Here is an 18,610-nt window from a genome sequence, read left to right as displayed (position 1 = left end):
AGGCCCCCCGCGCGTCACCCCGCCCGTGCGGGGGCTTCGGGACACGTGCGGGAGCCTCAGGCCGATCCTGCCCCCTGCGGCGGGGCCGGGAACGGCACGAGGGCCACTGTTACGTTGTCGTGGCCCCCGCCGTCCAGGGCGTGACCGACCAGTACGCGGGCGCTGTGCAGCGGACGCGAGGCGGCGTCGAGGGGCATGACCTCGGCCATCTCCTCGGCCGACTCGGCGTAGTTCCACAGGCCGTCCGAGCAGACCACGACCACTCCCGCGCGGTCCGGTTTGAACGACGCGGTGTGCGGCTCCAGTTCGTAGGCGTCGGCGCCGAGCCAGCCGGTGATCGCGTGGGCGCGTTCGTCGGCGTAGGCCTCGGCCTCGCTCATCAGGTTGGCGGCGACCATCTGCGCGGCCCACGAGTCGTCCTCGGTGAGCCGGGCGGGCGGTGTGCTCCGGTCCACCGGCACCCAGTAGACGCGGCTGTCGCCGACCCAGCCGACGACCAGCAGGCCGGCGGTCACCACGGCGCCGACCAGGGTGCAGGCGGGCGCGTTCTGGTGCGGGGCCTGCTCGCGGGCGGTGGCGGGCTCGTCCGCCAGCGCGTTGACGGCGTGCGAGGCGGCGACGATGGCGTCGTGCATGGCCTGCTGCGGATGGGTGCCCCGCGGCAGGGCGCCCAGCAGCGACTCGCCGGCCGCCCGGGACGCGGCGAGCGAGGCGTCGTCGGGGCGGGTCGCGGAGGACACGCCGTCGCAGACGATCGCCACGCTCGCGGGGGTGCCGTCGGGCAGCGCGGTGCAGCCGACGGAGAACGCGTCCTCGTTGCGGTGGTGGCGCAGACCGCGGTCGCTGACCGCGGCGACGGGGCCGGACTCCTGCTCCATGTGGTCGCGTTCCCGGGGCTGGGCGTGCCCGCAGTTCTCGCAGTAGCCGTCGTCGTCGACCCGGCCCGCGCGGCAGGCCACACAGACCTTGGCGCCGGCGGCGGGCGCGGACGCGACCGTCGCGTCCCGGGCCGTCGCGTCCCGGACCGTCGCGCCGGGGACGGGGACGCCCGGGACCGGCTCGGCGGCCAGTCGCGGGTCGGGCGCCTGCAGCGGGTACTCGTCGGCGTCCTGCGGACGGCCGGGACGGTCGAGCCGCACGCCGGGCGCGTCCGGCTCCGGCGGCGCCACCGGCATCGGTGGTGCCGCGGGCGGGGGCGGGGGAGCCGGCGGGGCCGGCTCCGTCGGCTGCAACGGTGAGCCGCCCGAGTCGGTGCCCGGCAGTTCGGCCGCCGCGTGCACCGGGGCGGGCCGGCCGGAGCCGTCCGAGTCCCGGGCCACGGGCCAGTCCACACCGTCCGGCGGCGGCGCCGGCGCGGGCACCGAGCCGTTGACGGCGATCGTCGGGCTGTCCTCGGGCCGTGCGGGCACGGCGGACAGGTCGTATCCGCAAGCGCCGCAGAAACGGTCACCGGGCTCGAGGGGTTCCTCGCAGCTCGGGCACTTCGGCACAGCGGCCTGCTGGGGCATCTGCGACATCAACTACACCCACGTCCGGGGGCGGTAACGATTGGCACGTTCCACCAGGTCGATCCTTTCCTCGCCGCCCCGCGCCAGCCGCGCCAGCGTGCGGTACGAACGCTCCAGGCCGAAACGCAGGCCGCGTTCGTCCAGGCCGCTGCCGAGCAGCGTCCGTCCCCCGGCGGCGGGAGGGACGGAACCCCGACCTCCGGAGAGTACCCAGTCCAGCGCGCAACCGAGGACCTCGGCCGACAGCTGCTCGCGCCGTGCCGGATCCAGACCGTACACGTCCAGCGCCTCGACCTGCCGAGCGGCGGCGACCAGGTCGTCCAGGAACGCCACGTCGCCCGCGCCCGCGGTGCGCTGCCGCAGCCGTGCCCGTACGGCCGCGACGCGCGCGGCCGTGCAGTGTATGGACGACTCCGGCACCGACTCCAGCGTCCGTACGGCACCGGCCCGGTCGCCGGCGGCGAGCTGGACCCGGGCCAGCCCGAACGCCGAGCTCACATGGCTCGGGTCGGACGCCCACACCAGGCGGTAGTACTCGGCGGCGTTGTCGAGCTGCCCCAGCACCTCGGCGCACAGGCCGAGCGCCAGCTTGGGCGCGATCTCGCCCGGGAAGGCGTCGTAGACCGCGTCGAAGGCCAGGGCGGCGCCCTCGTGGTCGCCGGTCACCAGTGCGGCGAGCCCCTGGTACCAGACCACCCGCCAGTCGTCGGGCCGTTCGCCCTCCAGCGTGTGCAGGGCCTCGAGCGCGCCGGGCGCGTCGCCGTTCTCCAGCCGCGCCCGGATCTGCCGCAGCCGGGTCTCGGTCGACGGCGCCGGCGCGGAGGCCAGCGCGGTCAGCAGTTCGGCCGGCGCGGACGCCATGAGGCCCGCGAGGAAGCCCGCGTTGGGGTCACCGGCGTCGACCCGGGGGACCGGCAGCGCGAGGGCGGTGACGGGCGCGTCGGCGGACTTCACCAGCCCGGACGTACCGTCAGCGTCACCGCGACCGCCGACCGCGCCGACCGGCGGCGCGACGCTCGCGCCCGTCCCGCCGGCCTGCTGTCCGAGCCCTGGGCCCGCCCCGCCGTGTGCTCCAGCGCTCATACCCGCCCCGCCGGCCCCCCCGACACCCGCGCCCGTCCCGCCCGGTGCTCCGACCGCCGCGTTCGTCCCGCCCGGCAGCGCGGGGAGCGTGCCCTGGCCGCCCGGCAGTGCCGCGGCCGCACCGGCGCCGCGCCGCCCGGTGCGGGGCGCCCGCGCTCCCAGCCGCGACACGTCGCCGTCCAGCCGAGGGAACAACTCCGTGTCCGTCACCCTGGCCTCCGGCCCGAACAGGGTGGACACGGCGGGCCGGGCGCGGCCCGTCTGGAGCGAGACCACCTCGCGCAGCACCCCCGTCAGCTGCTCGGCCATCTCCTGCGCGGAGGCGAACCGGCGGCCCGGATCAGGGTCGGTGGCACGCACCAGCAGCCGGTAGAAGGACTCGTACCGCCGGAAGACCTCGATCGTGTCCGGGTCCGGCAGGGAGTCGGCGTACACCGTGGTGTAGCCCTGGAAGTCGAACGTCAGCACGGCGAGCGTGCGGCCGACCGTGTACAGGTCGGACGCCACCGACGGGCCGACGTCGGCGACCTCCGGGGACTGGTAGCCCACCGTGCCGTAGATGGCCGATTCCTCGTCGTCCATCCGGCGCACCGCGCCCATGTCGATCAGCTTGAGCTGGTCCTCGGTCTGGATGGCGTTGTCGACCTTGAAGTCGCAGTAGAGCAGGTTGCGGCTGTGCAGATGGCCGAGCGCCTCCAGCGCCTCGATGCCGTACGCGCAGGCCTGCTCGACCGGCAGCGGGTCGCGCCGCCCCTGGGGGCTGCGCCGGCCGTTGGCGATCTCCTTCAGCGACTTGCCGCCGACGTACTCCATGACGATGTACCCGTCCAGCGAACCCGTGCGCTGGTCGAGGTGCTCGACGAAGTTGTAGATCCGCACGATGTTGGCGTGCTCGATCTCGGCGAGGAACCGCCGCTCCGATATCGCCGCCGCCATCGCGTCCTGGTCGCCGGTGTCCAGCAGGCCCTTGAGGACCACCCAGCGGTCGGAGACCGCCTTGTCCACGGCGAGGTAGATCCAGCCGAGCCCGCCGTGCGCGAGGCAGCCCACCACCTCGTACTGGCCGTGCACGACGTCCCCGGCCCTCAGCTTGGGCACGAACGAGTACGGGTGGCCGCACTTGGTGCAGAAGCCCTCCGTGCGCCCCGGCCGCTCACCGCGGGCCCGCCCGACCGGAGCCCCGCAGTCCGAGCGCGAGCAGAATCTCTTCCGCTCGGGCACCTCGGGGTTGTCCAGCACCATCGAACGAGGGTCCGGCCGCGGGATCGCCGGGACCTCGACCAGGCCGGCGCCGAGGCGTCCGCGCCCGGAGGAACCGGCGGGGGAGCCCGAGCTGCGCACCGACACCGACCGGCTCGTCGACCGTCCCGAGACCGCCCGCGAGAGCCGTCCCGACACCGAACGCCGGGACTTCGACGACTGCGACGACGTACGGGAACTGCTGCGGCCGCTGGACCGCGAACTCCCGCTGCCCGCCGAACCGCGGGACCCGCGTGAGCCCCGTCCGCCGCCTCCGGTGACCCCGGTCGGCGTCGAGCCGACCATGCCGCCCGAGGCGACGACCGGCGCGAGACCGCACGTGTCGCAGTACAGCTCGCCGCCGCCCATGTCCTCGTAGGCCCCACCGCAGCCGGGACGCTGACACGTCCGCCCTGCCTCACTCATGACGCTGCCTCCCCCTCGTCGCTCACGCGCCGGGCCCCGTCCGGTCCACCGGCCCGCCCTGCCCGGGCACCCGCGGGGCGGAGCCGAGCACTTCGGCCGCCGCGTGCTGGTAGCGCAGTACGGCCTGGCCGGCCACGCGCAGGTCGCAGGGCGCGCTCCACAGCATGCGGCGCGCCTTCTCGTACTTCTCGACCAGCTCCGGATCCTCGGCGTGGCCGAGCCGGCCCATCTTCGCCTTGTACGCGTCGAGCCGGCCGCGCAGTTCGGCACGGACCGCGAGCGGCGCGGTGACCGCCGTCAGGGACTCACGGGCGCGCAGCAGTTCGTCCTCCGCCTTCTCCTCCAGGGACTCCAGGAGCGGGGACAGCCGGTGCCACTGCGCGTGTCTGCGGTACTCGGCGGCCGCCGCCAGCTGCTCCTGCAGCACGGTCGGCGGTCCGCTGACCACGGGCACCTCCGTCGCGGCGATCTTCGCCAGCACCTCGCCGCGCGCGGTGCGGGCCTCGGCGAGCGTGCGGTCCGCGCGGGAGAGTACGTCCCGCAGCCGTACGATCCGCTGCTCGGCGTCCTGGCGTACGGCCAGCACGGCGTCGATCTCGCGGCGTACGTCCTCCAGGGCGCGCGCCTCCCGGTCGTACACCGTGGTGTCCGGCCGGCCACCGCCCGGCGCCGAACTGCCCTCGGCGGGCAGCCAGAAGGCCAGCGGGTCGGACACCACCTGTTCGCGCAGCCTCGTCAGGGTGCGGGTGATCCGCTCCAGGTCGTCGCCGGCCGGATGCTCGCCGGGGCGGACGCCCACGGAGTGCGCGAGCCGGCGTGTGCGCTGGAGCTCGGCGGCGAGCAGATCGATCCGCGCGGGCAGCGCCGACCACACCGCGTCGGCCGCGACCACCATGTCGAGGGAGGCCGCGTACAGCTGGTTCATCCGGTCCACCAGGGTGACCAGCGAGTACCGTTCGCTGAGGCGGCCCGGACCGCCGTGCGGGGTGGGCGCGCCCGCGGTGGCCACGGCGGCGCCGCCCGCCACGGTGACGGCCTCGCCGCGCAGCAGTTCGGTCAGCGCCACCAGGTCCTCACGGCTGGACCAGCGGCGCCGGGAGCGGATCTCCCGGGCGGTGCGCAGCGCGCCCGTGTACGCGTCGAAGTAGGTCCACAGCAGCGTGATCGACGCCTCCGCGGCGGCCCAGCGCTCGCCGGTCACCCCCGTGAGCTCGGCGCCTTCGAGGAGTCTGCGGCCCGCGTGGTCCTGGAGGGCGAGGAGCGAGGTCTCGACGGCCTCGTGCTCCGCGCCGAGCCGCGCCAGCGCACGGTCCACCTCGTCCCGGTCCATCACCGGCCCGGTGGGTCCCGTGTCGCCCATCGATCACCTCTCGCTGTCGCGGACCTGTACGTGGTCTTGTGGTCTTTCCGTGTCTTCCCGTGCGTGCGCCGGTCGTTCAGCTCGTGCGCAGATACTCCGGCCGGTCCGGTGGCTCCGACTCTGCGGCGTCGCCCATGGTCTTCGACAGCCACGTGTCGTACGAGTACTTCCAGCCCCTGGCGTCGTCCGCGCGCCACTCCACGAGGATCTGGTTGACCCGGCGTACCAGGTCGTCGGCGTCCTTCTTCATCGCCACGCCGTAGTACTCGGTGGTGAAGTCGGTGCCCCGCAGTTCGACCGTGGGGTCCTGTGCGGCCTGGCTCGCGGCGAGCGCGCCGTCGGTGACGACCGCGTCGACCTCGCCGAGCTGGAGCCGCACCAGGCAGTCCAGTTGGCTCGGCACGGTGGTGCCGAGGTCGACGTCGGCGGGCAGCCTGCCGTCCTTCTGGTCCCGCTCCAGCGTGCTCAGCGCCGTCGAACCCGCCGCCGTGCAGATCTTCTTGCCGGCCAGCGTCTTGTCGTACCCGGTGATGCCCGAGGACTTGGGCGCCAGCACCTGCTGGCCGGTCTTGAAGTAGGGCGCGGAGAACGCGACGTCGGCCAGCCGGTCGCAGTTGATGGTCATCGTGCGGACCACCATGTCGACCCGGCCGTCCTGGATCGCGGGGACGCGCTGGTCGGTGGGGATCGCCTTGAACTGCACGGCGTCCCGGTCGCCGAGGATGTCCTCCGCGATACGGCGCACCAGGTCGATGTCGAAGCCCTCCAGCTCGGCGTCACCACCGCTGTTCGGGTCGCGGTAGCCCCAGCGGTAGCTGTTCTGGTCGACACCGACGACCAGCTTGCGCTTCTCGCCCCGGCGGTTCTGGATCTCGTCGATGGTGGGGCCGTCGTCGCCGGACGGGGACAGCGTCTGCCGCTCCGGGGCCGTGCACTCCTCGGCGGCGCGCGCCTGGCTGCCGTGGGCGACACCGTGGCCGCCCGCGCCACCGCCCGTCCCATTGCCACCGCCCTCGCCGTGCGAGCGGACCACCGGCAGGAGCAGGGCGAAGAGCACGGCGAGGGCGCAGGCGAAGGCCATCGCCCCCACACCGCCCCAGCCCTTCAGGCCGCCCCGTAGTCGTCGTGCACGCATCCTCGCGCCTCCGTTCACGGGTGTCCCCGCACGCCCGTCCGCCGGGTCCGCGCCGGGCTTCACCGGTACTCCGAGAGCCTGCGGCCGATGCCCAGCAGCGCGCCCGCCGCGCCGAGGCCGGCGAGGACGCCCGCGCCCTGCGGCAGGTTGTCCATCGCGCCCAGGCCGTCGCCCGCCGCCTGCTTGAACTCCCGCTCCTCGTGCCCGATGGCGTCGGCGAGCGAGGCGTCCACGCCGTCGAAGCACTCGACCGTGGCACCCTTGCCGCCGATGACCAGGTCCAGCGCCTGCTGGTAGTTGCCGTTCTCGTCCTGCTCGCGGGCGGACGCGTGGCGCTTCTTCCACTCCGTCATGTCGCGGTCGGCCGCGGCGACGGGCGCCTTGCCCGCCTCGTCGTCGGCGAGCCGCGCCGCCTCGGCCAGGCCCTTGCCGAGGGTCGCCATGTTCCGGCCGTAGTCGTAGTCGTAGGCGTCGTACGTCTCGCCGTCCACCTTCTTCGTCTCCGCGCCGCGCGCCACCAGGGTGAGGTTCTCGTTGCCCCGGGCCTTGAGGGAGGCGATGCGGGCGTCGTGCAGCACGTTCAGCGAGCGTACGCCGTGGTCGTAGGAGTCGCCGAGGTTCGACCGTGCGACGCTGTGGCCGACGACCAGCCAGAGCAGGACGATCGTGGTGGTGGCCGTGGCGGCGACCAGGCCCTGGTTCAGGACGCGGTTGGTGCGCCGGTAGTTGCGGTGCTGCGCCCACGTGAGGGCGGCGAGTGCGAGGACGCCGAGGGCCAGCGCGGCCCAGGGGTAGGGCTTGGCGTCGGCGTAGTCGGCGCGCAGCCGCTGGTTCTCCGTCTTGTAGAGGTCCTCCGCCGCCGGGAGCATCTCCTGCTGCATCTTCTCGTTGGCGTAGCGCAGATAGGCCCCGCCGACCGGGAAGCCCTGGCGGTTGTAGGTGCGGGCGCGCTCGATGAGGCCCTTGTATTCGGGCAGGAGGCGGTTGAGCTTGGTGATGGTCTTCGCGGAGGGGGAGTCGGCGTCCGAGCCGGCGGCGGCCGTCACGAGGCCCTCGGCGGCGGTGCGGATGCCCTTCTCGTACCGGTCGCGGGACGCCTTGGTCTCCTGGCCGCCGGCCAGGAACCCGCTGGACGCGGCGGTGTTGGCCTCGGCGAGGGAGCGGTAGATGTCGGCCGCGTCGGAGGTGAGCGGCTGGCTGCGGGTCAGCACGTCGTCGGCCGCCGTGGACCGCTCGTGCATCTGCCAGGCGGTGACGGTGCCGAAGGCGACGACCAGCGCGGCGAGCAGCGCGCCGATGATGCGCAGCCGTCCCGGTTCGGTGACGGCCGCCGCGCGCAGCCGGTCCACGCCCTCGGCGAACGCGGTGCGGCGGGGCGCCGGCGCAGGGGGCGCGACGGGGGCGCCGCCCGAGCGCTGTCGGGGCATCGGCTGCGGCTGCGAGTGCGGCTGTGGGTGTGGCCGCGGCGGTACGGCGGGCAGGGTGGGCACGCCCGGGCCCGGCGGTGGCGCCGCGCTGCCCTTCGGCGGTTGAGTCACTGCTGACCTCCCCCATGGTCATCCGTCGCCGCAAGTATCGCTGCCCGCACCGGCATTCGCACCGGCCTTCACCCGATCTTGTGCGGAGCCGGGTGTTCCGCCGCCGGTGTTCCGATCACGGTGTTCCGCACCACCCCTGCCCATGAACACGCCGCCGGAACCGGTTCGGTTCCCCCGGCCGAGCCTTCGGACCGGGTCCCCGGCCGCGGTCCGGCGGCTCCTCAGACGGTGAAGTGCTCCCGCGCCCGCGCGTGGGCCTCGGGGGCCGCCCCCGCCCGGTCCAGCCCCAGCAGCACCGCGCCCAGCACCGGCCGTGCCGTCACCACCCGCGGTACGGCCTTGGGGGCGACGTCCGCCAGCAGCTCCCGTATCCGGTCGTCGAGCCGCGGATGCCGTGCCGCCAGGACGCTGCCGCCCAGCAGGACCGGTGTCTGCACGGCGAGCAGGTCCAGCCGGGTCAGCGCGACCGTGGCCATGGCCACCACCTCGTCGGCCTGCCGGTCGACGACCGCCCGGGCGAGCGGGTCGCCGCCGGCCGCCGTGGCGAACAGCACGGGGGTCAGCTCGTGGCGCCGTACGGGCTCGATGTGCCGCAGGTGCAGGGCCTCGATGAGCGCGTACATCGAACCGAGCCCGAAGTGGGCCGGCAGGGTGCGGGCCAGCTCCGAGGGCCGGCCCCGGCCGTCCTCCGCCCGCGCCGCGTGCCACAGCGCCTCCTCGGCCAGTCCCCAGCCGCCGCCCCAGTCGCCGGAGAGGCGCCCGATGGCCGGGAAACGGGCGGTGCGGCCGTCGGGGCGCATGCCGACGCAGTTGACGCCGGCCCCGCAGACCACGGCGACGCCGAGCGGCTCGTCGACACCCGCCCGCAGGACGGCGAACGTGTCGTTGCGTACCTCCACCCCCGCGCCCCACCCCCGCGCGAGCAGCGCGGCGGCCAGCTGCTCCTCCTCCACGGGCAGGTCCGCGTTGGCCAGGCACGCCGAGACGTGCTCGGCGGAGCTGACGCCCGCCGCCGCGAAGGCCCGCGTCACCGCTTCCCCGAGGGCGTCCACCGCCCGCTCGACGCCCACGGCGGGCGGCCGGAAGGCCCCGCCCCGGGCCGTGGCGAGGACCTCCCCGTCGGCCGCCACGACCGCCACGTCGGTCTTGCTGTTGCCCGCGTCGACGGCGAGCAGGTTCGCGGTCAGGCCCACGCCAGGTGCTCCCGGTTGTGTGCGACCAGCCGGTCGGTGAGCCGCTCGGCGTACGCGTACTGCCCGACGAGCGGGTGGGCGAGCAGCGCCCGCAGCACCCGGTCCCGGCCGCCGCGCAGCGCCGCGTCCAGGGCCAGGTCCTCGTAGGCCGTCACGTTCGCCATCAGCCCCGCGTACAGCGGGTCCACGGCCGGCACCGGCAGCGGAGCGGCCCCCTTCGGCCCCACAGCGGCCGGCACCTCGATCACCGCGTCGTCGGGGAGGAAGGGCAGCGTGCCCCGGTTGCGGGTGTTCACCACCTGGTAGGGGGAGCCCGCGCCGCCGAGCAGGGCGGCGGCCAGGTCCACGGCCGCCTCCGAGTAGTAGGCGCCGCCCCGCTTCGCCAGCAGGGCGGGCTTCTCGTCCAGGGCCGGATCGGCGTACATCTCCAGCAGTCGCCGTTCCATCGCCGCGACCTCGGAGGCCCGCGACGGCTTGGTGCGCAGTTCCTCGACGACCTCGTCGTGCGCGTAGTAGTAGCGCAGGTAGTAGGAGGGGACGACGCCCAGGCGGCCCAGGAGGGGCCGGGGCAGGCGGAGGTCGGCGGCGACGGTGTCCCCGTGCTCGGCCAGCAGCCGGGGCAGGACGTCCTCGCCCTCGGGGCCGCCGAGGCGGACACCGGTCTCCCAGGTGAGGTGGTTGAGGCCCACGTGGTCCAGGTGGATGCCGGCCGGTGCCACCCCGAGCAGCGCGGCGAACTTGCGCTGCAGCCCGATCGCCACGTTGCACAGGCCGACCGCCCGGTGCCCGGCCTGGAGCAGGGCGCGGGTCACGATGCCGACCGGGTTGGTGAAGTCGATGATCCAGGCGTCCGGGTTGGCGCGGCGGACCCGCTCGGCGATGTCCAGCACCACCGGCACGGTGCGCAGCGCCTTGGCCAGGCCGCCCGCGCCGGTCGTCTCCTGGCCGACGCAGCCGCACTCCAGCGGCCAGGTCTCGTCCTGTTCGCGGGCCGCCTGGCCGCCGACGCGCAGCTGGAGCAGTACGGCGTCGGCGCCGTCCACGGCCGCGTCCAGGTCACCGGTGGTGACGATGCGGCCGCCGTGGCCCTGCCTGGCGAAGATGCGGCGGGCGAGCCCTCCCACCAGCTCCAGCCGGTCCGGCGCCGGATCGACGAGGACGAGTTCCTCGACCGGCAGCGTGTCCCGCAACCGGGCGAACCCGTCCACGAGTTCGGGTGTGTAGGTCGAACCGCCGCCGACCACGGTGAGCTTCATACAGACATCAACCCTTCACTCCAGTCAGCGTGACGCCCTCGACGAACGCCTTCTGCGCGAAGAAGAAGACGAGGATCACGGGGGCCATGACCAGCACGGTCGCGGCCATGGTGAGGTTCCAGTCGGTGTGGTGGGCGCCCTTGAAGGACTCCAGTCCGTAGGACAGGGTCCAGGCGCCGGGATTCTCCGAGGCGTAGATCTGCGGGCCGAAGTAGTCGTTCCAGGCGTAGAAGAACTGGAAGAGGGCCACGGCCGCGATGCCCGGCCTCGCCATCGGCAGGACGACCTTCAGCAGGGTGCGCAGCTCCCCGCAGCCGTCCACCCGCGCCGCGTCCAGGTACTCGTCCGGGATGGTCAGCAGGAACTGCCGCAGCAGGAAGATGGAGAACGCGTCACCGAACGCCATCGGGATGATCAGCGGCCAGAGCGTGCCCGACAGGTCCAGCTGCTTCGCCCAGAACAGGTACATCGGGATGATGACCACCTGCGGGGGCAGCATCATCATCGAGATCACCAGCATCAGGGACAGATGCCGCCCCCGGAAGCGGAACTTGGCCAGCGCGTACGCCACGGGGATCGACGACGCGACCGTCAGGACGGTGCCGAGCCCCGCGTAGAGCAGCGTGTTCTTCCACCAGGTCAGAAAGCCGGGCGTGTCCAGGACCGTGCGGTAGTTGCCCCATTCCCAGGTGTGCGGCCACAGGTCGCGGGTGAGGGCCTGCTGGTCGCTCATCAGCGAGGTGAGGACCACGAAGACGAACGGCAGGACGAAGAAGAGCGCGGCGGCCACGCCCAGGGCGTGGACGGCGATCCACTCCAGCAGGACGCGCCGGCGGGCGGCGCGCTGTTCGGTCGGGGGAGTACCGGCCACCACGGGCCGTTCCCGTACCCGGGTCATCGTTCACCTGCCTGGATCAGACCGCCCCGGCGGCGCATCAGCAGCGCCGTGAACGCCATGGCCAGCGCGAACAGCACGAGGGCGACCACGCAGGCGGAGCCGTAGTCGAAGCGCTGGAAGCCGAGGTTGTAGACGAGCTGGGGGAGGGTGAGGGTCGACTTGTCCGGGTAGCCCGGCTCGAAGGACTGGCCGGAGCCGCCGATGATCCCGGAGGCGACCTTTCCCGCGACCAGCGGCTGCGTGTAGTACTGCATCGTCTGGATCACGCCCGTGACCACGGCGAACAGCACGATGGGCGAGATGTTCGGCAGCGTGACGAACCGGAACCGCTGCCAGGCCGACGCCCCGTCCAGCTCGGCCGCCTCGTACTGCTCCTTCGGTACGTCGAGCAGCGCGGCCATGAAGATGACCATGAGGTCGCCCACGCCCCACAGCGCGAGCGCGGTCAGCGCCGGTTTGGACCACGCGGAGTCCGTGAACCAGCCCGGCGCCGGTACGCCCAGTTGCTCCAGGACGGAGTTGACCGGGCCGGTGCCGGGGTTGAGGAGGAAGACGAAGGCCAGCGTCGCGGCGACCGGTGGGGCGAGGTAGGGCAGGTAGAAGAGGGTGCGGAAGACGCCCGTCCCCGTCCTGATCTTCGTGACGAGCAGCCCGACACCGAGCCCGAACACGACCCGGCAGGTCACCATCACCAGGACCAGCCAGAGGGTGTTGCGCAGGGCCGGCCAGAACATCGGGTAGTCCTGGAAGACGTACGCCCAGTTCTCCAGGCCCCGGAACTCCGGGACGCCGAAGCCGTCGTACTTCATCAGTGAGAAGTACACGGTGGACACCATGGGGTAGGCGAAGAAGACGCTGAACCCGACGATCCACGGTGACATGAAGGCCACCGTCCGAAGCGCCGAGGACCGGCGCTTCGCGCGGAGAGTGTTCGCGGTGTTCGCGGTGTCCGTGATGCTCGTGGTGTTCGTGGTCATGGGACCGCTACTTCGTCTGCTCGATGTCGCGGTCGATCTGCGCGGCCGTCTTCTCCAGTCCGGCCTCGAGGTCCTTCACCTTGCCCGACTCGTACTGGTAGCCGAAGTCCTGGAGCGTCAGCTGGTACGTGGCGCCGTTGACGGAGGCCGGCGGGGAGTTCGACTCGGGGTGCTGGGCGATGTCCAGGAAGGTCCTGAACGCCGGGTCCGTCTTCAGGTCGGGCGACTTCAGGGCCGGGAACGTGGAGGGCACGTTGCGGATGGCGTTGGCGAAGGCGACGACGGCCCCGGTGTCCGTCGTCATGTACTTCACCAGCTCCCACGCGGCGTTCTGCTTCTCGCTCTGCGGGGCGATGCCCATGACCGTGCCGGAGAGGAAGCCCTTGCCGTACTCGTCCACCTCGTCGTCGGCGACGGGCATCGGCGCGGTGCCGATCTCGAAGTCGACGCCCGCGTCCTTCGCCATGCCGAGCCGCCACTCGCCGTCGAGCTGCATGGTCACCTGACCGGTGTGGAAGGGGTGCTTCGCGCCCCACTCGTCACCGAAGGTGTTGCGGTACTTCTCCAGCCTGTCGAAGCCGCCGAGGTCGTCGACGAGCTTCTTCTGGTACGTGAACATCTCCGCGAAGGCGGGGTCCTCGGCCACGTTCGACTTGCCGTTCTCGTCGAAGTAGGTGTGGTCCCACTGGGACATGTAGTGGTCGACGACCGTCTCGTAGCCGTGGTAGTTCGGCATGAAGCCCAGCCGCTCGTAGCCGTCGCCGCCGGGCTTCGCCTTGGTCAGCTTCTTCGCCACCTCGGTGAACTCGGACCAGGTCTTCGGCGGAGCCTTGATCCCGGCCGCCTCGAAGGCGTCCTTGTTGTAGTAGAGGCCGTAGGCGTCGCCGAGCAGCGGCAGGGCGCAGCGGGTCCCCTCGAACCGCGTGTACTCCAGCATCGGCTTCGGGATGAGCGCGTCCAGGTCGAGCTTCGACTTCTCGATGAACGGCTTCAGGTCGAGGAAGGCGCCCGAGGAACAGAACTTGCCGATGTTGGAGGTCGTGAACGACGACACCACGTCCGGTCCGCTCGAACCGCCCGCGCGCAGGGCCTGGTTGAGCTTGTCGTCGTTGATGTTGCCGACGACCCTCACCTTGATGTTGGGGTGCGCCTTCTCGAAGCGGTCCACGTTCGCCTGCACGGCCTTCACCTCGGCGGGCGCGCTCCAGCCGTGCCAGAAGGTGATGGTCGTCTCGGCGTTCGGATCGTCCGTGGCGCCGGTGTCGGACTGACCGGTGCAGGCGGTGGCGAGGAGGGTGAGGGAGGCAAAGGCGGCGACCGCGAGAGCCGCTTTTCTGGATATTCCGGGCATGACGGATCTCCCTGGGGCGGGCGTGGCGGGACGGGGCGGTGGTGCGGGGCGGTGCTGCGGGGAGTGGAACCGAGGGGGTGCGGGGTCAGCGCGAGGTGTCGAAGACCTCGTCGCGGGTGGTCGCCAGCGCGCTCTCCAGCGCGCCGCGCAGTACGGGGTGTTCGGTCACGTCACCGACGACGAGCCGGGGCCTGGACGCGGCCAGCTCCTCCAGCTCGTCCTGGACCAGGGCGCGCAGCGCCTCACCGCCGGCGGTGAGCGAGGTGCCGCTCAGGACCACGAGCTCGGGGTCCAGGACGGAGACGAGGGAGGCCAGGCCGGTGGCCAGGCGGGTGGCGTAGGTCCGCAGCATGCGGCGGTGCGGGTCGTTGTCGTTGTCGCCGTCGGCCAGCGAGGCCCGGGCGACCAGGGCGGCGGCGACCTCGGGATACGAGCCGGAGGGCACCGGCACGACGCCGAGCTCCCGGGCCAGCCCCGGCAGGGCCTGGGAACCGGCCAGCTCCTGGAAGCCACCGCTGCCCGTACGGCTGACCTTGCGGACCAGCGGGGCGCCCGGCACGGGCAGGAACCCGACCTCACCGGCGCCGCCGGTCCAGCCGCGGTGCAGTCGGCCGCCGAGGACCAGGGCGGCGCCGAGCCCCTCCTGGTTCCACAGCAGGACGAAGTCCTCGTGGCCCCGGGCCGCGCCGAGGCGCTGCTCCGCCACGGCGGCGAGGTTCACGTCGTTCTCGTACTCGACCGGCATCGGCAGGGCGGCGGCGAGTTCGTCGAGGAGGGTCGGGGAGTGCCAGCCCGGCAGGTGGGAGGCATAGCGCAGCCGTCCGGTGCCCGGGTCGAAGGCGCCCGGGGTGCCGATGACGACGCGGTGGACGTCGTCCCCGCCGAGCCCGGCCGCCTTCACCGCGCCGTCGAGGGCGTCGGTGACCTGCTGGACGACCGGGACGGTGGCACGCCGGCCCGGGGTGGGCAGCTCGTGCCGGCCGACCGTGCGCCCGGTGACGTCGGCCACCGCGGCGAGGACGCGGCCCGGGGTGACGTCGATTCCGGCGGCGTACGCGGCTGCCGGGTTGACCTCGTACAGCTGGGCGCCGGGCCCGGGGCGGCCCTCGGTCGTACCGCCCGCCAGCACCAGCCCCGCCGCCTCCAGGCGGGCCAGCAGCTGGGAGGCGGTCGGCTTCGACAGCCCGGTGAGTTTGCCGATCCGGGTGCGGGACAGCGGCCCGTGCTCCAGCAGGAGATCCAGGGCGGCCCGGTCGTTCATGGCGCGCAGGACGCGCGGGGTGCCCGGCGTGCCGGCGGTTCCTGCCATGCGTGTCCACACCTGCCTCTCGGCCGCTCAGCTTTTCAGTGGGCGGTGGTGAAGTCCACTGACCACTGGGTGCTTGCTGGGAAGGTCTGTTAGGAAAGTTTCCTGTTGGCTGTGAAACGTAGGGCTGCCGAGGAGGAGCCGTCAAGAGACCGCACCGCCCCCGGGGCGACGCGGTCGTCGCCTCGGGGGCGGGAAGGGTGCCGGGTCCGCTACTTGGTGGTGCTCGGCGGGGAGATCGGGGACGCGGCGATGGACTGCGGTGACACGGTGCTCGCGTACGCCGACGGTGCGGCGACGCCGGCCGTCGGGTCGGGGGCCGCGGCCGCCTGTCCGGGGATCTCCGGACCGCCGACGATCCGGATGTCGGCCGCGTCGAAGGCGCGCTTGACGCGCCAGCGCAGCTCACGTTCGACGGTGAGGGACTTGCCGGGCATGGTTTTCGCGGAGACCCGCACCACCATGGAGTCGAGCAGTACGGAGTCCAGGCCGAGCACCTCGATCGGACCCCAGAGCATCTCGTTCCAGGGCTCTTCCTTGCTCATCCGCTCGCCGACCGCGCCGAGCGTCTCCCTGACCTTGTCCAGGTCCTCGTCGGAGCGGACGGTGACGTCCACGCCGGCCGTCGACCAGCCCTGGGAGAGGTTGCCGATCCGCTTGACCTCGCCGTTGCGGACGTACCAGATCTCGCCGTTGTCACCGCGCAGCTTGGTCACCCGCAGCCCGACCTCGATGACCTCACCGGAGGCCACGCCCGCGTCGATGCTGTCGCCGACGCCGTACTGGTCCTCCAGGATCATGAAGACGCCGGAGAGGAAGTCGGTGACCAGGTTGCGGGCGCCGAAGCCGATCGCCACGCCGGCCACGCCGGCGGACGCCAGCAGCGGCGCCAGGTTGATCTGGAAGGTGCCCAGCACCATCAGCGCCGCGGTGCCGAGGATGACGAAGCTGGCCACCGAGCGCAGCACGGAACCGATGGCCTCCGAGCGCTGACGACGCCGCTCGGCGTTGACCAGCAGTCCGCTCAGCGCGGTGCCGCCGCCCGACCCGGGCCTGCGGTTCATCCGGTCTATCAGCTTGGTGATCGCCCGCCGCACCACCGCCCTGAGCACCGTGGCGATCACCACGATCAGCAGCACCCGCAGCCCGATCGCCAGCCACGTCGACCAGTTCTCCTCGACCCAGCCTGCGGCGTTCGTCGCGCTCTCGTGGGCTTCCTGGAGCGAGGGCATCGCCGGGGCCGTCGGGGACGGCGTCGGGGACGGCGACGAACCGGCGGCCATCAGGACGGCGGCGGACAGGGACACGGCGGATACCTCCAGATGCGGCGGCCGTCCTCACGGGTCCGGTCCACGGTCCGGCCCAAGGTCACGGAAAGGTCACCGGACGGGCAGATGCACCACACTAACGGGGCACCGGGCACGGATCGCCCCGAAATGCGCGGGAGAGACGGTGCTCACCCGCGCTTGAACAGGTCACGGTCCTGGGGATGAATCCCGTGTGGTCGAAAACACTCCCAGCCCGTTACCGGGACATGGTGGCGCTTCCACCAGGCATGAGGGGAGACTGACTACGGATCGTCCCGGCGCGAGCCACGCGCCGCCGGCGTACAAGGAGGCATCCGTGCCGCATGTCCTGGTTCTCAACGCGTCGTACGAGCCACTCGGCGTCGTACCGCTCCGCCGCGCGCTCGTCCTCGTCCTCGAGAACAAGGCCGTATGCCTTGAGGAGTCCGGCGCCTATCTGCACAGCGCGACCGTCACCGTGCCCGCACCCAGCGTGGTCCGGCTCAAGCGGTTCGTGCGGGTTCCCTACCGGGGGCCCGTCCCGCTCACCAGGCGGGCGCTCTTCGCCCGCGACGGGGGCCGCTGCATGTACTGCGGCGCCGTCGCCACCAGCGTGGACCACGTCATCCCGCGCAGTCGCGGGGGCCTGCACGCGTGGGACAACGTGGTGGCGTCCTGCCGCCGCTGCAACCACGTCAAGGCCGACCGCCACCTCGGCGAGATCGGCTGGCGCCTGCGCCACAAACCCGCTCCGCCCACCGGTCTGGCCTGGCGCATCATCGGCACGGGCCACCGGGACCCGCGCTGGCTGCCGTACTTGCAACCGTACGGCGCGGAGGACGCGATGGCCCGGATCGACGGCATATCCGCCTGACGGTCCGGGCCTTCGTCCGCCGTGCGGCCGGGGCGGTGGGTCAGCGCACCCAGTTCTTCAGCGGCTCGGTGTCCAGGGTGATCCCGACGGGATCGGGCAGCGCGACCTCCTTGCCGAAGGGGAGCGTCTGCACGGTCTCGTACCGTCCGCCGTCCGGGCGGCTGTGCACCTTGATCTCGCAGGAGTCCCGGTCGATGAGCAGGTACACCGGGATGCCGGTCCCGGCGTAGGCCCGGGGCTTCTCGACGCGGTCGCGCCGGTCGGTGTCCGAGTCGTACGAGGTGACCTCGACGACCATGAGGACGGGGGCGGGGTCGGCCCATTCGCCGGCGCCGGCGAAGGCATGGCTGGGAACGAGGGAGCCGTCGGGGCGGGCGCGGCCCTCGCGGTAGGCCTCGATCATCAGACCCTGGTGAGAGTCGAGCCACAGGTCCGGGCGCTGCTGCATGCAGACGCGCGTGAGCCATTCGATGATGCTTCCGTGGTCGCCGTCGGGCACGGCCTTCCCCCCAAGATGTCCGCCGATGAACTCGAGCCGCGCGCCTTCTATGCTTCGGTCGGCATGGCGGGCGAGTTCTTCGAACTCGGTGACGAGCATCTGCGGCCTGTCAGCGGTCACGGTCACAAGGCTCCTCCGGATCTGCGGGGGTCCACACGCTCAGCGTAGGGGAGATCCGGCCTGGCGGGCGGGGTGTCCCACTCGGCGTACACGGTCTTGCCGACCGTGTGCGGTTCCCACCCCCACCGCGCGCTCAGCGCTCCGACCAGGAGGAGTCCCCGCCCGAACTGCTCGCCGATGTGTCCTACCGGGCGGGGACGCGGCAACCGCTCACCGCGCGGATCGCTCACCTCGACGCGCAGGGTGCGGCGATCGAGGGTGAGGTGTACGCGGATGAGCCGGCCTCGGAGGCTGCCGTGCAGCAGGGCGTTGGTCATCAGCTCCGAGACGACGAGGGCGACGTCTCCGGCGAGACCCGGCTGTCCCCACTCCGCGACGAGTCGCGCGGCTCGTCGCCGGGCGAGGGGGACGCTGCGCTGGGTTGGGGTGTAGTTGAGGAGGTCATCGAGGGGGAGCGGTGTGGGTGGCAACGGCACGGGTTCTGCCATGAGGGGCGTCTCCAGGTGTGGGCGGCGATGTCTCTGCCGCGCCTGTGGGGCAGGACGGTGCACTTCCGCCGAG

General features: G+C 72.8%; 15 protein-coding genes. 1 reads left to right on the top strand and 14 read right to left on the bottom strand.

What is annotated here, in order from left to right; genetic code table 11:
- Window positions 1-56: 56 nt before the first annotated feature.
- From QC283_RS01430 to QC283_RS01375, 12 genes are all read right to left on the bottom strand, one after another.
- The gene (locus tag QC283_RS01430; protein WP_279559437.1) at window positions 57-1,517 is read right to left on the bottom strand and encodes a PP2C family serine/threonine-protein phosphatase; all 1,461 of its coding nucleotides are present in this window, start codon (window positions 1,515-1,517) and stop codon (window positions 57-59) included.
- 3 nt (window positions 1,518-1,520) lie between these two features.
- Window positions 1,521-4,256: a serine/threonine-protein kinase gene (locus QC283_RS01425; RefSeq protein WP_279559436.1), complete on the bottom strand. Its 2,736-nt coding sequence runs from the start codon at window positions 4,254-4,256 to the stop codon at window positions 1,521-1,523.
- A gap of 22 nt (window positions 4,257-4,278) precedes the next feature.
- Window positions 4,279-5,616, bottom strand: coding sequence for a hypothetical protein (locus QC283_RS01420; RefSeq protein WP_279559435.1), 1,338 nt, complete (start codon window positions 5,614-5,616; stop codon window positions 4,279-4,281).
- 76 nt (window positions 5,617-5,692) lie between these two features.
- On the bottom strand, window positions 5,693-6,751 hold the full coding sequence (locus QC283_RS01415) for a glutamate ABC transporter substrate-binding protein (protein WP_279559434.1): 1,059 nt from the start codon (window positions 6,749-6,751) through the stop codon (window positions 5,693-5,695).
- Between the two features lie 59 nt (window positions 6,752-6,810).
- A complete protein-coding gene (locus QC283_RS01410; RefSeq protein ID WP_279559433.1) occupies window positions 6,811-8,178 on the bottom strand; it encodes a hypothetical protein in 1,368 nt (455 codons plus the stop codon).
- Between the two features lie 332 nt (window positions 8,179-8,510).
- Window positions 8,511-9,482, bottom strand: coding sequence for an N-acetylglucosamine kinase (locus QC283_RS01405; RefSeq protein WP_279559432.1), 972 nt, complete (start codon window positions 9,480-9,482; stop codon window positions 8,511-8,513).
- Window positions 9,473-10,738, bottom strand: coding sequence for a 6-phospho-beta-glucosidase (locus tag QC283_RS01400; RefSeq protein WP_279559431.1), 1,266 nt, complete (start codon window positions 10,736-10,738; stop codon window positions 9,473-9,475). The genes QC283_RS01405 and QC283_RS01400 overlap by 10 nt, the downstream gene beginning before the upstream one ends.
- 7 nt (window positions 10,739-10,745) lie before the next feature.
- Window positions 10,746-11,636, bottom strand: coding sequence for a carbohydrate ABC transporter permease (locus QC283_RS01395; RefSeq protein ID WP_279559430.1), 891 nt, complete (start codon window positions 11,634-11,636; stop codon window positions 10,746-10,748).
- The gene (locus QC283_RS01390) at window positions 11,633-12,613 is read right to left on the bottom strand and encodes a carbohydrate ABC transporter permease (RefSeq protein WP_279559429.1); all 981 of its coding nucleotides are present in this window, start codon (window positions 12,611-12,613) and stop codon (window positions 11,633-11,635) included. The genes QC283_RS01395 and QC283_RS01390 overlap by 4 nt, the downstream gene beginning before the upstream one ends.
- 7 nt (window positions 12,614-12,620) lie before the next feature.
- A complete protein-coding gene (locus tag QC283_RS01385; RefSeq protein ID WP_279559428.1) occupies window positions 12,621-13,964 on the bottom strand; it encodes an ABC transporter substrate-binding protein in 1,344 nt (447 codons plus the stop codon).
- Window positions 13,965-14,049: 85 nt separating this feature from the next.
- Window positions 14,050-15,273 (bottom strand): ROK family transcriptional regulator, encoded by a 1,224-nt coding sequence (locus QC283_RS01380; RefSeq protein WP_279559427.1) that lies wholly within the window; start codon window positions 15,271-15,273, stop codon window positions 14,050-14,052.
- A 209-nt stretch (window positions 15,274-15,482) separates the two neighbouring features.
- Window positions 15,483-16,577 carry a mechanosensitive ion channel family protein gene (locus QC283_RS01375; protein WP_279559426.1) on the bottom strand — a complete coding sequence of 365 codons (1,095 nt, stop codon included), beginning with the start codon at window positions 16,575-16,577 and terminating at the stop codon, window positions 15,483-15,485.
- Between the two features lie 316 nt (window positions 16,578-16,893).
- Between QC283_RS01375 and QC283_RS01370 the strand changes: the two genes are divergently transcribed.
- Window positions 16,894-17,430 (top strand): HNH endonuclease, encoded by a 537-nt coding sequence (locus QC283_RS01370; RefSeq protein WP_019325428.1) that lies wholly within the window; start codon window positions 16,894-16,896, stop codon window positions 17,428-17,430.
- 40 nt (window positions 17,431-17,470) lie between these two features.
- Here QC283_RS01370 and QC283_RS01365 read toward each other — a convergent pair whose 3' ends face one another.
- Both QC283_RS01365 and QC283_RS01360 read right to left on the bottom strand, forming a co-directional pair.
- Complete coding sequence (locus tag QC283_RS01365) at window positions 17,471-18,055, bottom strand: Uma2 family endonuclease (RefSeq protein WP_279559425.1); 585 nt, start codon at window positions 18,053-18,055, stop codon at window positions 17,471-17,473.
- Complete coding sequence (locus QC283_RS01360) at window positions 18,052-18,537, bottom strand: ATP-binding protein (protein ID WP_279559424.1); 486 nt, start codon at window positions 18,535-18,537, stop codon at window positions 18,052-18,054. The genes QC283_RS01365 and QC283_RS01360 overlap by 4 nt, the downstream gene beginning before the upstream one ends.
- Between the last annotated feature and the right edge of the window lie 73 nt (window positions 18,538-18,610).

The organism is Streptomyces sp. DH41 (assembly GCF_029813785.1).
Taxonomy (GTDB): domain Bacteria; phylum Actinomycetota; class Actinomycetes; order Streptomycetales; family Streptomycetaceae; genus Streptomyces.
The sequence above is the reverse complement of the archived record's forward strand: the minus strand, read 5'-3'. Positions and strand labels throughout refer to the sequence as shown.

Coding starts and splice junctions, on each gene's coding strand:
- QC283_RS01430 (WP_279559437.1), bottom strand. CDS start 1,517: ATGTCGCAGATGCCCCAGCAGGCCGCTGTGCCGAAGTGCCCGAGCTGC.
- QC283_RS01425 (WP_279559436.1), bottom strand. CDS start 4,256: ATGAGTGAGGCAGGGCGGACGTGTCAGCGTCCCGGCTGCGGTGGGGCC.
- QC283_RS01420 (WP_279559435.1), bottom strand. CDS start 5,616: ATGGGCGACACGGGACCCACCGGGCCGGTGATGGACCGGGACGAGGTG.
- QC283_RS01415 (WP_279559434.1), bottom strand. CDS start 6,751: ATGCGTGCACGACGACTACGGGGCGGCCTGAAGGGCTGGGGCGGTGTG.
- QC283_RS01410 (WP_279559433.1), bottom strand. CDS start 8,178: ATGCCCCGACAGCGCTCGGGCGGCGCCCCCGTCGCGCCCCCTGCGCCG.
- QC283_RS01400 (WP_279559431.1), bottom strand. CDS start 10,738: ATGAAGCTCACCGTGGTCGGCGGCGGTTCGACCTACACACCCGAACTC.
- QC283_RS01395 (WP_279559430.1), bottom strand. CDS start 11,636: ATGACCCGGGTACGGGAACGGCCCGTGGTGGCCGGTACTCCCCCGACC.
- QC283_RS01390 (WP_279559429.1), bottom strand. CDS start 12,613: ATGACCACGAACACCACGAGCATCACGGACACCGCGAACACCGCGAAC.
- QC283_RS01385 (WP_279559428.1), bottom strand. CDS start 13,964: ATGCCCGGAATATCCAGAAAAGCGGCTCTCGCGGTCGCCGCCTTTGCC.
- QC283_RS01380 (WP_279559427.1), bottom strand. CDS start 15,273: ATGGCAGGAACCGCCGGCACGCCGGGCACCCCGCGCGTCCTGCGCGCC.
- QC283_RS01360 (WP_279559424.1), bottom strand. CDS start 18,537: ATGGCAGAACCCGTGCCGTTGCCACCCACACCGCTCCCCCTCGATGAC.